The organism is Cryobacterium sp. MP_3.1, from assembly GCF_035984795.1.
Classification (GTDB): domain Bacteria; phylum Actinomycetota; class Actinomycetes; order Actinomycetales; family Microbacteriaceae; genus Cryobacterium; species Cryobacterium zongtaii.
The window spans coordinates 14,979-27,920 of record NZ_JAXCHV010000019.1 but is presented as its reverse complement, the minus strand read 5'-3'; the positions used below and the strand labels follow the sequence as shown (position 1 = coordinate 27,920).

Below are 12,942 nucleotides of genomic sequence, written 5' to 3'. Positions count from 1 at the left end.
TCACGGAGTGGATGGTCCAACCCAACCGCAATTCCGTCTCGATCTCATGCTCGTATCCACCCGCGCCCACCTCCCCGGTGCCGCGGGCGACAGTCTCCGGAATTTAATCAAGTAGCTTGAACAAGTTGGTTGTACAATTGGATGATGCCCAATGAAATACCGCCCAACCTGTCGTTGACCCGCTCCTTCCTCACGGTGCTGTATCCGCTCCTGCGAATCGTGAATGCCGAGCGAACGATCTCCCCGGGCAAGATCGGCATCCTGCGTCACCTGACGGAGCACGGCCGGGCCACCACCTCCGAACTGGCCGTAGCCATCCAGGTGAGCCCGCAAGGCATCTCCCTCGCGGTGCGCGAAATGGAACGTCTGGCACTGGTGGCGCGGATTCCCGACACCGTTGACCGGCGCAAGGCCTGGATCGTTCTCACGGAGGCCGGCATCCGCAAGCTGGCCGAGGAATCGTCTGCCGGCTATGGCACCCTGGACCGGGCGATCAGGGAACTGCTGACGGACGACGAGCGGCGAACACTCGAAGCGGCGATCCCGATCTTGCGCAGGATCGGAGCGGAAGGCCGCGCCAATGACTGAGCCGCGCTCGCGCCTGGTCCCCGCCCTGATTTACGCCGCTCTGTCGACCGCGATCGTCAGTTCGCTGGGCATGCTGCTCGTGCCGTCCATCTCGATGGAGATGAACGTGCCCGTCAGCACCGCGCAGTGGATGCTCACGATCAACCTGCTCGCCGGGGCGATTGCGACGCCCGTGATGGGCCGGCTCAGCGACGGGCCGCACAAGAAGAAACTGCTGTTGGGGGCGCTGGCCATCATTCTGATCGGCTCAGTCACGGCCGCCCTGGCTCCGAACTTCACGGTGTTCCTGATCGGGCGCGCCCTCCAGGGACTCACCTATGGGATCGTTCCGGTGACCATCGCACTGGCCCGACGCTACGTCGCGGCAGACAAGGTGCGGGGTTCCATCTCGAGCCTGTCGGTGACGGTGGCGACCGGCATCGGTATCGGCTACCCCCTCACCGGGCTGATCGCCGGCAGCTTCGACTTCAGGTTCGCCTTCTGGTTTGCCGCCCTGTTCGTGCTCTCCGCCATCGTCGTGGTGATCCGCGTCATCCCGGCCGGGCCGGACGAACGCGCCCTGCGCGTGCCATTCGACTCCGTCGGCACGACCCTGCTCGGCCTCGGCCTCGGCACCCTGCTCCTGGGAATCAGCGAGGGCCCGAGCTGGGGGTGGGGATCGCCGTGGACCATCGGCACCCTGCTGCTCTCCGTGGTTCTGCTCGCGACCTGGATCCGGGCGGAACTGCGCACCCGACACCCGCTGATCAACCTCCGTGTCTTCACGAACGGCGAGGTGCTGCTGGCCAACGCCACCGCAATCGGGCTGGGCGCGGCACTGTACATCGGCCTGTCCATGGCCAGTCTGGTGGCCCAGGCCCCTGCATCCACCGGCTACGGCCTCGCCATGCCGGTGGTGTGGGCGGGTTTTGTGATGTTCCCGCTGTCGGTGGGCAGCTTCGTCGCCAACCGCGTGGTGCGACGCCTCGCGCGGCGCATGCGCCTGTCGGCGCTGTTGCCCGCCGGTGCCGCCTTGATGGCGGTCGCCGGAACGCTGTTGTGGGTTGCCCACTCCGAACTCTGGCAGATCCTCCTCGGCATGCTGGTCTTCGGCCTGGGAATGGGTTCGAGTTATGCCGCTATGCCGGCCCTGATCGCTCGCAGCGTGGCCACCGAGGAATTGGGCAGCTCGGTGAGCTTCAACCAGGTGCTGCGCACCGTTGGAAGCTCGTTCGGCACCGCCGTCTCGGCTGCGGTCATCGCGGCCAATACCGGCACGGACCTCCACCCCACCAACGCCGGCATCACCACGACGTTCGAGATCGGCGCCCTGCTCTGCCTGGCCGTGTGTGTCGCTCTGCTCGTTCATGCCCTGGCGGCGCAGGTTCGCTCGGGTCGGCGGCCGCGGTCGTGATGGCCGGAGCGACGGACGGGGTCGATGCCTAGTTGGAGCGCCGGCGCCGGCGCCGAAATCGCCGCTTCCTGCGGGGCTGGGCGGCGGGCGGTTCGTCCCCGCTCCGGCGCGGAAGCAGGACGGGCAGGTGTGCCACCGACGACGTCGCGGAGCCGGGGCCGGTGCTCAGCGCATCGACGATCACCAGGGCCGTCTTGAGCGCCGCCTGGGCGATCATCCGTGCCAGGCGGACCGCCACCGCGGTCACGGTCGTGCCGATCGAGCGACCACGTCGTAGATGGCCGGCTCTAGGTCAGGCCAGGCAAACCGGTATCCGGCGGCGACCAGGCGTTCCGGTTCCACCCAGCGGCTCTTGAGCACCAGCTCGGGTTCGGTGCGCAGCAGCCACATGGCCGGTTCCAGCATCCAACGGAACGCCGGCAGGCCGAGCCTGGCGCCCACCCGGCGGCGTAGCGTCGCCATGAGCGTGCGGTTGTCGCTGGGGTGCGGCGCGGCCAGGTTGACCGGCCCGGCGAGTTCGTCGTTGGCGACGATGAACCGAACGGATGCCACGACATCGTCGATGTGGATCCAGCTGAAGCGCTGCCGCCCGCGAGAGTGATGGGTCGGCGCCGTGCCGTCCCCGCTCGGCTGAGTGCCGATGCCGCGGTAGCGCCGGTGCGGGAACCACCGCCCGTCGACCTGCGGCCCGCCCAGCCCGAGGCGGGCCAGGCGCGCGAGAATCGCGGTGGCGGGACCGTCACCGAGCACGATGGCCATCCGCAGCGCCACCCGGCGGGTGCCGGGCAGGTCGCCGGCGAAGAACTCGTCCTCCCAGTTGCGGGCGATGTCCGCCGAGAAGCCGGAGCCGATCTCGCCGTGGGTCTCGGTCATCGGGCGGTCCATCGCGTACCTGTAGATGGTGGCGGTGCTCGCGTTCAACCACACCCGCGGCGGCCGCGCGCTCGTCTGGATGGCCTCGCGGAGCTGCCGGGTGGTGTTGACCCTGGAGCGAAGGATCTCGGTGCGGTTGCGGTCGGTGTACCGGCAGTCGACACTCTTGCCGGCCAGGTTGATGACCAGGGCGGAACCGTCGATCAGCTCCCGCACGGCGGTGTCGTCGTCCCAGCGCGCGTCGGGCCCGGTGCGGCCGATGCGGGCGACCTCATAGCCCTGGTCGCGGAGCTCGCGAACGAGTCTCTGGCCGATGAACCCGGATGCCCCGGCTACCACTGCGCGTTCTCTGGTGTCCCCCACGGGTTCAGCCTACGAGGTACGGGTGCGGGCCGGTCGCGACCGACCGGTGCGCAAGCCTCGGTGAGTACGATTGCGGCATGACCGAGACCCGTATCCCATCCGTTCTATTCGTCTGCCAGAAGAACGGCGGGAAGTCGCAGATGGCGGCCGCACTGATGAGGGCGGCGGCGGGGGACGGCGTCGAGGTGTTCTCGGCGGGAACCAAGCCCGCGGCGGCCCTGAACGCTCAGTCCGTTCAGTCACTGGCCGAGCTGGGAATCGGCGTAAGAGACGAGCGGCCGAAGGCCCTCACCGCGGCCATGGTGGCCGCTGCCGACGTCGTCGTGATCCTCGGCACTGAGGCTCAGGTCGATGAGGTGGCCGGAACGCGGTTCGAGACCTGGATCACGGACGAGCCCTCTGAGCGCGGCATCGAGGGCATGGAGCGCATGCGACTGGTCCGCGACGACATCCGCGCCCGCGTCGACGAGCTCCGCGCCCGCCTTTAGCGCTGCGCGGCGGCCTTGGCGAGTAGGACGTCACGTTCCCGCGTGTTCGCGGTGAGAGCGGCGGCCGTGACGAACTCGGCGTGGGCCTCCTGGGCGCGGCCGAGCCGGGCCAGCAGCTCACCGCGCACACTCGGCAGCAGGGCCGAACCACGCAGGGCGCCCTCGTCGGCGAGGTCGTCGACGATGCGCAGTGCGGATGCGGGACCCGTCGCCATGGCCACCGCCACCGCCCGGTTGAGCTCAACCACCGGGTTCGGCGCGATCCGGCCGAGTGCCTCGTAGAGCAACACGATCCGGTCCCAGTCGGTGTCCGCCACGCTGGGGGCCCTCGCGTGACATTGGGCGATCGCGGCCTGCAGGGCGTAGCTGCCCCGGCCGCGGCCCAGCGCGTCGGCGCGGGCAAGGGCGGCCTGCCCACGGGCGATCTGGCCGTGGTCCCAGCGGCGGCGGTCCTGATCGGCCAGCAGGATGGGGGTGCCGTCGGCGCGCACCCTGGCGCCGAACCTGGAGGCCTGCAGCTCCATCAGAGCCACGAGTGCGTGTGCCTCGGGCTCCCGCGGGGTGAGCCCGGCGAGGACCCGAGCAAGCCGCAGTGCCTCGTTCGCGAGGTCGGTGCGCAGCCAATGGTCGCCGGACGTGGCCGCGTAACCCTCGGTGAAGATCAGGTAGACCACCCCGAGCACGCCGCCGAGCCTGGATCGCCACTCGCTCGGGTCGGGCACCTCGAAGGGCACCCCCGCCGCGGCGAGGGTCCTCTTGGCCCGCACGATGCGCTGCTGGATGGTGGCCACCGGCACCAGGAACAGCCGGGCGATCTCCTCGGAGGTGAGGCCGCCGATCAGCCGTAGCGTCAGCGCGACCTGAGCCTCGCGGGCGAGCACCGCCTGAGCGCGTCGACCACCGCTTCCTGGGCGAGATCCTCGGCCAGCACCACATCGTTGGTCATCTTCGCGAGCGTGGCGACGATCCTGGCGCCCTCGATGCGCCAGACCGCGTCCACGGTGCGCCGCGGATCGGCCATGACCCCAGCCTGCCGGCCGAAGCCCGCTAGACCTGGCCGCTCTCGGCGCGCCAGAGCTCCTGCTGCGCAAGGATCGGGTTGTCGGCCGCCTCACCGAAATCGCTCATCTCGGTGACCCGGCGTACCTCGAGCTTCGACCCCGGTCCGAGCGGGCACCGGCTCGCCCACTCGATGGCCTCCTCCTTCGACGCGACCTGGATCATCCAGAAGCCGCTGAACAGCTCGTGGGTTTCGCCGTAGGGGCCGTCGGTCACGATGGGTGGGTCTGCGGCGAAGTCGACCACAAAATTGTCGGCCATCGAGTCGGCCAGACCGTCGCCGGCGAGCATTACGCCGGCCGTGACCAGGGCCTCGTTGTATGCACCCATCTTCTCGATGATCTGATTGATGTCCGCCGTGTCGTAGTCCTGACGGGCCGCTTCGGTTGCTCGCATGATCAGCATGTACTTCATCGGGTTCTCCTCACTCGTGGAGGGCGCCGAGTGCGTCCCTCTACATGATGCGTCGAACGGGGCGGGCCTGGATCGACAGGACGGGAAAGAAATTCAGCTCGACAGCACCTGCCGGGTGATGGAGTGCAGCAGTTCCTCCCCGGCCAGGATGCCCCGCCGGGCTGTCACGGCCAGGTTGTGCCGGGTGAAGGCCGCGTCATGGAGCTCGCCGTGCGCCGGCCGGAAGGCGAAGTGCGCCTCCTCCAGCATCCGCTGGTCGAGGAGCGAGTCGCCGGCCGCCAGCACCGTGGGGGCGCCGAGCCGACGGTGCACCTCGGCGACGGCGGCGCTCTTGTTCACGGCCTCCGGCACACAGTAGAGCTTGCGCCCCTGCACGGAGACGGTCCAGCCGAGCGCCAGGCACCGCACGTGCAGCCCGGCGATCCAGTCCGCGGGCATCGCCTCACGGCCGATGATCGCGTAGGTGAACAGGTCCTCCGCGGTGTGCACCCGCACAATCCACTCCCCGGCGGCCGGGTCCTCGAGCAGGGCTCTGACCTCGGCCAACGGAGCCGCCTCCGCACCCAACCGGGCCTGCAGGGTGTGCGACCAGGCGGGATCGACCTCACCGTCGACCAGGATCGTGCCGCCGTTGGTGGTGATGGCGAAGCGCGGCACCGACCCCGGCAGCTGCACCCTGCTGTACTGGGCGACGGTTCGGGTGGTGACCGGCACGAACGTTGCGGTTGCGGCGAGGTCGAGCAGAAGCCGTTCGGCGGCGCGCGTCATGAACGAGATCGGCACGCCCTGATAGACCTCGGACACGACGATCGGGGGAGCCTGGGCGTCGGTCGTCTCGAGCCAGAAGGCGCGCGAGGAGTAGATGAGGGTGCGGTCGAGGTCACAGGCGACCAGGGGCAGGCCGGTCACTGCGCACCCGCGATCCCGCGACCGGGCCGGATGAGCCCGACACAGCTGTACGGCAGGTCGGGAACGACCTCGATCGGCACGCCGCGCTGCTCGGCCAGCAGCAGCACGTGCGCGACATCCGCCACGGCATCCGCCCGCACCAACACCTTCCAGGGCACCCGCCGCAGCAGGACCCGGGTGGTCTCGCCGACTCCCGGCTTGACCAGGTTCACATCGTTGATGCCGTACTCGGTGCTGATCTTCTCGACGGCCTTCCAGCCGACCCACGACGGGGTGCGGTCCTCGGCGCTCGCCGCCGCGACTCCGGCGGCGACGTCGGCGGCGACGTCGGCGAAGTAGCCGCAGACGGTGTCGAGAAAGTCGCCCGACACGTCGTTGGGGCTCAGCTCGGCGTAGAACTTGGCGCCGTGGAACTCGTCCTCGCCGATCAGGTCCCGGTTGAAGACGGTGCGGGACACGAGCCCCGACACCGTGGAGTTCAAGCAGGCCGACGGGATCAGGTAATCCTCGCGGGTGCCGTGGATGGTGACGCAGTGCCCCGGGTCGGCCAGCACCGCCAGGTCGTCCCTGAAGAACACACCGTCGGTCCGGCCGAACAGGGCGATCGCCGCGGACAGCTCCCGCGCGATGGCACCCTTGCCGGTCCAGCCGTCGACGAAGATGATCTGCTCCGGATCGTGGTGGGCGGCGAGGTAGCGCAGGGCGGTCTGGTCCAGCCCCACGCCGCGCACGATGCTCATCGTGTAGTGCGGCACGTCGATCCCGCGCGCGTGCTGGGCCCAGCGCCGCATCAGGATGCCGATCGGGGTGCCGGCCCGGGCGAGGGAGACGAACACCGGCCGGTCACCGCGGGCGGCGAGGGCCAGGTCGGTGACGACACCGACGGCTACAGCGAGCCGGCGGCCGGAACGCTGAAGCGCCTCGCGGTAGAGCGCCTCGTATTCCGGCGACGGCAGGTACTCGATGGGCAGCGATTCGGCGTAGTTCGCCGCCCCGGTCTGGATGGCGTGCTCGCGTTCCTCGGCCGGCGCCTCGAGGGCAACGCCCTGCAGGTCCTGCAGCAGCCAGCTCACGTCCTCGGCGGCGTATGAGCCGAAGGCGGGGCCGCTGAGCGGATGCGGCAGCACGGCCGCCGGCGGGAGAGGGCTGGTGGTCACGGAGGTGGGTATCCCATCGGTGGGGGCTGACGCGGTCAGGAGCACGACCACGATGCGGTCGCTCACGCGACGGAGGGCGTCGATCACGCCGTCGGCGCCGGTCAGCCGGGCGGGGTCGGTGCCGGGTTCCGGCATGAACACCACGGTGCCGAACCGGTGCTGGCCGGCGGTGAGGTTGTAGGCGAATCGCACGCCGTCGCCGTCGGAGGTGGTGTCGTGGCTTCGGAAACTGATGGCGCTTCTGATCGGGTAGTCGGCCGCATCGAGGGCGGCGATCGGCGATCGGGTGCTGGTGGAGAACCTGACGAACTGCGGCGCGGCGGCGCGTCCGAGCTCGTCCGCGGTCAGCATCGGCAGGGCGATGAACTCTTCCGAGCCCAGGACCAGGACCCCGCGGTTGTGCGCGGTCGTCTCGCCGGCGGGGAGCAGGGCGGCCACACGATCGGCGATCGCCGCGGCGACGGAGGCGTCCGCGGGTGCCGTGGTGCCGAATCGGGCGCTTCGCAGCGGGGCGAGGTCGGTGCAGTCGAGCAGGTGCACCTCGCCGGCGGCGGCGGGTGCCGGGGTGCTGACGGGCATCGACTCGATCATCCGGCCGGCCCGGGGAAGCACGTCGGCGGGGAGCCCGATCGAGCCGGCGGACAGGCAGACCACGGAGATGCGGGTGCCCAGCGTGGTCGCCAGCTCGTCGAAACGGCCGAGGTCGGCGGGGGACCGCAGGTCGATCAGCGAGGCGATCACCCAGTGCGATTGCGGGATGAGGGCATGCAGCGCCGTGATCGTGTTGATCACCGTGGTGCCGGTGCTCAGTTCGTCGTCGACCAGAATCGTCGTGCCGCCCGCGCGCAGCCAGTGCGGGTCTGTCGGCAGCAGGGCATGGTCGGTGGCGTGGGAGTGTTCCTCGGCGAAGCCGGCGAACGGGGTCGCCCCGGCCGGCGCGTGCCGGGTCGAGTGCAGGTAGTAGGCGCCGAGGGCGTCCGCGACGAGCTGGCCGAGGCCGGTGGCCGTCTCGGCGTAGCCGAACGTCACGACGTCCGGTTGCGGCGCCGTCGCGGCGCGGATGTCGCGGCGGAGGTCCGTCAGATCGCGGTGGGCCTGGGCCAGGGATTCCGCGCCCGTCGATTCGGGCTTCTCGGCCAGCCGGGCCACCAGAACGGCGAATCGGTCGCCCAACGCGTTCGCTGCCGGAGGGCCGCCGCCGCTGACGCCGCCGCTGACGACCGCGGAGACGAGCAAGCCGAGTAGTTCCCCGGCCGCCAGGGCGATGCCGGGCACCGTCGGGACATGTTTGGCGAGCACCGTGGAGACGAGCAGGTGGGCGCGCTTGGGGTTGTGGCGGAGGGCGATACCGACGAGTTCGTCGACGCCGAGGATGCTCCGGGTGTGGTCGGTGGCCACGTGGATGTCGAGGGCCGTTGCCACCGTCACCGCATGCTCGCTTCGAGGAGGTCGACGAAGGTGGTGGACTCCGACGCCACCCCGAAGGCGTCGGCGCGCAGCATCGTCTTGTGCGCCCACGCGGAGTGCGGCTTGGCCTCGTTCATCTTGTTGCCGTACGGGGACGCGCTGGCTCCGCCGCCCACGTTGTCGAGAATGACCGCGGCGTCCAGGAACTCCTCGTGGCTCACGACAGACAGGGCGTGCACGACCGACACGTGGGTGGGGTGGATCACGGTTTTACCGAGGAGCCCGTTGGCCTGGTCGAGGGAGATCTCGCGGATCAGCCCGTCCAGGCCGCCCAGCATCAGCCGGTGGCGGAGTTCTCTCTCGTTGGCTTCGACGAACGGGGTCATACGCAGCTGCGGACGGAGGATGCGCTCGGTCTCGTAGTGCTCCCACACCGTGCCGGTGATCACAAAACTGTCGTCTGACCGGCCCAGCACGTTCACGATGTCGGAGATCATCGAGGCAACCACCTTGACGTCGTACACCGTGACGTCGCGCGAGCGGCGCAGCCCGAAGGCGCTGGACAGGTCGGTCGCGCCGATGCGCGCGGCCAGCACGTCGTCGCGGTTGTCGTGCAGAATCGTGCGGATCGACGCGAGGGCCGAGGTACGCGTCTCGCTGTGGATCATGTTCGGAGACTCGAGAATGGGCATCAGCCGCAGCCGTTGGCCGCCCCGCGAGCCGTCGGCACCGCTCTGCCGCTGGATCTCGCGGAGCGCGACGAAGAACCCTTCGGCATAGCCGGTTTCGTTCTCGAACTTGGGGACCACGAATCCGCTCAGCAGCGCCAGGCCCGCACCGCAGGACTCGGCCACCCGCAACATCTGTTCCGGGGTGCGCACCCGCACGAAGAGCAGGGGGAGGGCGGTGTCAGGCTTGTCCGTCGCGGTGCGGTGCAGGGCTCTGATCGCGTCGGCGACGTTGATCTCCGCGGCAGCCACCGCGCTGTCGGCGATCGAGTCCTCGAGGCAGAGCACCATGCTGACGCAGCCGCGCGAGGCCTGTTTGATGACGTCGTCGGCGATGGCGGGACGGTCGCCGGGGCAGTAGAGCGTGGCGCCGAGGAACGCGGCGAGCAGCGGGGCGGGCGAGTCGACCGAGATTTCCCGGGGCCGCCGGTGGAAGAGCTGGTCGGTCTGGGAGTCATCGAGGAAGGCGAAGTGGCGCATGGGGGATTATCGGCTCCGGGACTCTCGAGTAGCGACGTGGGGGGTGAGGGTGAAACCGAACTGGCTCAGAATCGCTGCGTCAGACGCCGTGCGGTCCACGGGTTCCGCCCGCAGTTCGATGAGGGTACCGACCCTCAGCAAACAGAGGATGAACATCCGTGAGTCGTCACCCCGAGCGGTCGTGACCGTGGAGCCGTCGAAGATCTGCACGCCAAGGGTGTGCGGTCCGCGCGCGATGAACAGGGCGCGTCGCAGCCTCTGCAGGTGGCGCAGGGAGACGATCGCATCGGCCTCGTCGAATCCCACCAGCGGCCGATTGCCGGCTGTCGTCACGGGAGTGCCGGCGGTGTCGCCTGCCGCGCTCTCCGAGCCGGTCACCCGGTCGGCGTCCTCCCACACGGCGAGGTCGGCGCCGCTCACGATGAGGCTGCCCACAGCGGACTCGCGGGCGTTGAGCCGGAGTACCGGCTCGTTCTCGCCCAGCTCGCGAACCTCGTCGATCGTGGGGGCTGGGAAGGGGCGCGAGTCCGGCGAGACGGTGGCCGTCGCCGTCGCGACGGCTGCCGGGCGGCCCGGTGATGCTGCTGCGCCCGTCGTCGCGGGGGCGAGAGACAACCCGGCGGATGCGGCCCGACGAGGCTCCGGCAGGGTGGCGGCGGCCTCGCGTTCGACGGCGGCCGGCGCTGCGGGCTTGACGCGGCGGCGCAGGAACCCAATATCGGTGCGGACCGGGGAGCTGTTCAGTGCCACCGGTCAGAGGTCGATCCGGAAATCGGCGGCGACTCCGCGCAGGCCCGTCGAATAGCCCTGGCCGAGGGCACGGAACTTCCAGTCGTCACGGTGGCGGTAGAGCTCGCCGAACATCAACACGTCCACGGTGCGGTATTCGCCGGCCGGGAGAACAAAACGCACCAGCTCACGGTTGTCGCGGGTGGCCACCCGGACGTACGCGGAACGGACCGAGGAGAAGTTGCCGGCGCCCCGCACGTCGGGGTCCACGTAGACGACGAACACGATCTTCGCGACCTCGGCGGGCACCCTGGCGAGGTCGACGTCGATCTCTTCGGTGTCCAGGTCGTCGCGGAAACCGACGGAGCCGTCCTGGCTGACGATCTGGTTGAAGAACACGAGGTGGTCGTTGGAGAGCGACTTGCCCTGGGCGTCACACAGGATGGCCAGGGGCACGAGCTCGGACTGCGGACCGCGGCTGGGGATGATCTCCCAGCCGAAGCCGATCATCAGCTCGGTGAGCCCCGGGTTCTCGGCGGTCAGGGCGGCGTTGGCCCCCGGGATCAGTGAGGTCATCGTCCGTCCAGCGTGAGAGTGGGAGCCGCGAACTTGTCGGCCAGGAAACGCCCGTGCGTGGAGAGCTCTGCGATGGCGCCGATGCGAATCTGGTTGAGCAGGTCGCCGATGGTTTCTTCGAGGATCCCGAGTTGGGCGGAGAACTGCAGGGTGGCAGCGGAGGTGTTGGTGCGTTCGCCCTCTGGCAGGGCGAGGTAAGCCCGCAGAGGGGTCGGCAGGTAGTCCCGGATCATCGCATCGAGCAACACCCGCTGCTCGGTCGAGGCGTTCTGGGCGGCGACCATCTCGATGACGCGACGGAGCAGGTCGTCGATCTGGGCAAGCCTGGAGGTGAGCAGGGTGGGCAGTTCGCCCCCGGAGCTCCGAACGGCTGCGCGCAGCTGGTCGAGGGCTCGCCGGGTGGCTTCATCCTCGGATTCCCCGACGGCGGCCGGCTCCACGGCCGCGGAGTGGGCATCCGTCGTCGCCGGACCCTTGAACAGAGAGTCTACGAACTTGCCGAACGCCATGCCCTCACCGTCCTCGTTACGTTGCCCGATTGTCTAGCGTAGCTCGCGCTGTTCCCCCTGCTTGCTGCGTTCCAGGTACGGCTTTGCCTTCTGCAGTCCGGTTTCGAGAGCCGAGACCGTGCCCTCCATGTTCTTGGCGGCAGCGGCGCGGAAGGTGTCGATCGCGTCCATGGTGGCGAACACGTTGTCGAAGGCCTTCTGCAGCGTCTCGACGCTCACGCCGGAGTTCGACGCCTGCTCGTGGATGCGCACGGTCTGATCCTTGAGCATCTCGCTGGTCTTGAGGATCATGTTGTTGGTGGTGGTGTTGATCGCGTCGATCTGGTCGAGCACCATCTTCTGGTTGGCCAGGGCCTGCGCCACGATGACAGCCGTGCGGAGCGCCGCGATGGTCGTCGTGCGCGCCCGGTCGACACCCTTGATGAGTTCCAGGTTGTTCTTGCGGATCAGGTCCATCGTCAGGTAGCCCTGCACCGACACGGCGAGCTGGGTGAGGATGTCCTGGTGGCGCTGGCGGATCGGGAAGAGCACGTCGGCTTCGAGCTTCTGGGCTTCGTCGATGCGGCCGGCCGACCGCGAGGCGTCGATCTTCTCGACGGTGGCGTTGTCCAGGGCCTTGGCGAAGACCGCGTACTCGCTCAGCGTCTGCATGGTCTCCCAGAGCTGTACCTTCTCACCGGCCAGCGACGCGTTGTCCTTGAGGAGTTCGTCCTGCCCGCTCATCAGCGACTTGATGATCGCGTCGAGCTGGGTCTGGGCTGACTCGTACTTCTGGAAGTATTTCGCCAGCTTGTTCCCGCCGGGGATGAAGCCCAGGATCTTGCGTCCCATTCCGAGGTCGGCGTCGTTGGGCGTGAGGTCCTCAACGGTCGAGCGCAGCTCACCGAGAGTGTTCGCCACGGTGATCTGGGCGCTGTTGCCGGTGCGCTTGGCGCCGGCGACCGAGGTCGACGAGCGCTCGAGCATGCGGGTGGAGTAGCCGCTGGACTGCACCATCTCGGCGCTCGCGAGGCCGGAGATGCCCTCGATCTTCGCGCTGAACTCGGGGGTCCGCGGATCCAGGGCCGAGACATCCGCCACGAACTCCCGCGCCTGACGGGCGATCTCCTGCTGCCGCTCGGCCGGAACCGGCACCATGCCGGGCGCGTCGTCCGCCACCACGATGTCCGGTGCATCCGGCGCTTTCAGCACCAGGGCCAGCTCGGAGGCGTCCGGGGGAGAGAGGGGTGAACTCATGCGTGGTCCTGTCTGATTCTGGTGCGGCGGGCG

12 protein-coding genes and 1 pseudogene are annotated in these 12,942 nt (G+C 69.2%); 3 read left to right on the top strand and 10 right to left on the bottom strand.

Annotation, left to right across the window (positions count from 1 at the left end; translation table 11 throughout):
* Nucleotides 1-144 precede the first annotated feature (144 nt).
* Together RCH12_RS12500 and RCH12_RS12495 are read left to right on the top strand one after the other, a co-directional pair.
* Nucleotides 145-588: a MarR family winged helix-turn-helix transcriptional regulator gene (locus RCH12_RS12500; protein WP_327017054.1), complete on the top strand. Its 444-nt coding sequence runs from the start codon at nucleotides 145-147 to the stop codon at nucleotides 586-588.
* A complete protein-coding gene (locus tag RCH12_RS12495) occupies nucleotides 581-1,981 on the top strand; it encodes an MFS transporter (protein ID WP_327017053.1) in 1,401 nt (466 codons plus the stop codon). Before RCH12_RS12500 ends, RCH12_RS12495 begins: the two co-directional genes overlap by 8 nt.
* A 243-nt stretch (nucleotides 1,982-2,224) precedes the next feature.
* On the opposite strand, the gene RCH12_RS12490 is transcribed toward RCH12_RS12495, so the two are convergent.
* Nucleotides 2,225-3,217 (bottom strand): epimerase, encoded by a 993-nt coding sequence (locus tag RCH12_RS12490; RefSeq protein WP_103431380.1) that lies wholly within the window; start codon nucleotides 3,215-3,217, stop codon nucleotides 2,225-2,227.
* Nucleotides 3,218-3,294: 77 nt separating this feature from the next.
* Here RCH12_RS12490 and RCH12_RS12485 point away from each other — a divergent pair, with 77 nt between their 5' ends.
* The gene (locus RCH12_RS12485; protein ID WP_327017052.1) at nucleotides 3,295-3,705 is read left to right on the top strand and encodes an arsenate-mycothiol transferase ArsC; all 411 of its coding nucleotides are present in this window, start codon (nucleotides 3,295-3,297) and stop codon (nucleotides 3,703-3,705) included.
* Here the strand turns inward: RCH12_RS12485 and RCH12_RS12480 are convergent.
* The 9 genes and pseudogenes from RCH12_RS12480 to RCH12_RS12440 form a co-directional block, all read right to left on the bottom strand.
* Nucleotides 3,702-4,726: pseudogene (locus RCH12_RS12480) on the bottom strand (RNA polymerase sigma factor). The gene RCH12_RS12485 and the pseudogene RCH12_RS12480 sit on opposite strands and share 4 nt — an antisense overlap.
* A gap of 26 nt (nucleotides 4,727-4,752) precedes the next feature.
* Nucleotides 4,753-5,178: a YciI family protein gene (locus tag RCH12_RS12475; protein ID WP_327017051.1), complete on the bottom strand. Its 426-nt coding sequence runs from the start codon at nucleotides 5,176-5,178 to the stop codon at nucleotides 4,753-4,755.
* A 93-nt stretch (nucleotides 5,179-5,271) separates the two neighbouring features.
* Nucleotides 5,272-6,087, bottom strand: a complete 816-nt coding sequence (locus RCH12_RS12470; protein ID WP_327017050.1) for an HAD family hydrolase — start codon at nucleotides 6,085-6,087, stop codon at nucleotides 5,272-5,274.
* Nucleotides 6,084-8,672 carry a phosphoribosyltransferase domain-containing protein gene (locus tag RCH12_RS12465; RefSeq protein ID WP_327017049.1) on the bottom strand — a complete coding sequence of 863 codons (2,589 nt, stop codon included), beginning with the start codon at nucleotides 8,670-8,672 and terminating at the stop codon, nucleotides 6,084-6,086. The genes RCH12_RS12470 and RCH12_RS12465 overlap by 4 nt, the downstream gene beginning before the upstream one ends.
* Nucleotides 8,669-9,859: an HpcH/HpaI aldolase/citrate lyase family protein gene (locus tag RCH12_RS12460; protein ID WP_327017048.1), complete on the bottom strand. Its 1,191-nt coding sequence runs from the start codon at nucleotides 9,857-9,859 to the stop codon at nucleotides 8,669-8,671. The genes RCH12_RS12465 and RCH12_RS12460 overlap by 4 nt, the downstream gene beginning before the upstream one ends.
* A 6-nt stretch (nucleotides 9,860-9,865) precedes the next feature.
* Complete coding sequence (locus tag RCH12_RS12455; protein ID WP_327017047.1) at nucleotides 9,866-10,609, bottom strand: hypothetical protein; 744 nt, start codon at nucleotides 10,607-10,609, stop codon at nucleotides 9,866-9,868.
* A gap of 3 nt (nucleotides 10,610-10,612) precedes the next feature.
* Nucleotides 10,613-11,164, bottom strand: a complete 552-nt coding sequence (locus RCH12_RS12450) for a TerD family protein (RefSeq protein ID WP_103431390.1) — start codon at nucleotides 11,162-11,164, stop codon at nucleotides 10,613-10,615.
* Nucleotides 11,161-11,673: a hypothetical protein gene (locus RCH12_RS12445; protein WP_327017046.1), complete on the bottom strand. Its 513-nt coding sequence runs from the start codon at nucleotides 11,671-11,673 to the stop codon at nucleotides 11,161-11,163. Before RCH12_RS12445 ends, RCH12_RS12450 begins: the two co-directional genes overlap by 4 nt.
* A 33-nt stretch (nucleotides 11,674-11,706) precedes the next feature.
* Complete coding sequence (locus RCH12_RS12440; protein WP_327017045.1) at nucleotides 11,707-12,909, bottom strand: toxic anion resistance protein; 1,203 nt, start codon at nucleotides 12,907-12,909, stop codon at nucleotides 11,707-11,709.
* Nucleotides 12,910-12,942 lie beyond the last annotated feature (33 nt).

What these genes read in the sequence shown, in the direction of transcription:
- RCH12_RS12475 (WP_327017051.1), bottom strand. Translation starts at nt 5,178, where the DNA reads ATGAAGTACATGCTGATCATGCGAGCAACCGAAGCGGCCCGTCAGGAC.
- RCH12_RS12440 (WP_327017045.1), bottom strand. Translation starts at nt 12,909, where the DNA reads ATGAGTTCACCCCTCTCTCCCCCGGACGCCTCCGAGCTGGCCCTGGTG.
- RCH12_RS12460 (WP_327017048.1), bottom strand. Translation starts at nt 9,859, where the DNA reads ATGCGCCACTTCGCCTTCCTCGATGACTCCCAGACCGACCAGCTCTTC.
- RCH12_RS12450 (WP_103431390.1), bottom strand. Translation starts at nt 11,164, where the DNA reads ATGACCTCACTGATCCCGGGGGCCAACGCCGCCCTGACCGCCGAGAAC.
- RCH12_RS12445 (WP_327017046.1), bottom strand. Translation starts at nt 11,673, where the DNA reads ATGGCGTTCGGCAAGTTCGTAGACTCTCTGTTCAAGGGTCCGGCGACG.
- RCH12_RS12495 (WP_327017053.1), top strand. Translation starts at nt 581, where the DNA reads ATGACTGAGCCGCGCTCGCGCCTGGTCCCCGCCCTGATTTACGCCGCT.
- RCH12_RS12500 (WP_327017054.1), top strand. Translation starts at nt 145, where the DNA reads ATGCCCAATGAAATACCGCCCAACCTGTCGTTGACCCGCTCCTTCCTC.
- RCH12_RS12485 (WP_327017052.1), top strand. Translation starts at nt 3,295, where the DNA reads ATGACCGAGACCCGTATCCCATCCGTTCTATTCGTCTGCCAGAAGAAC.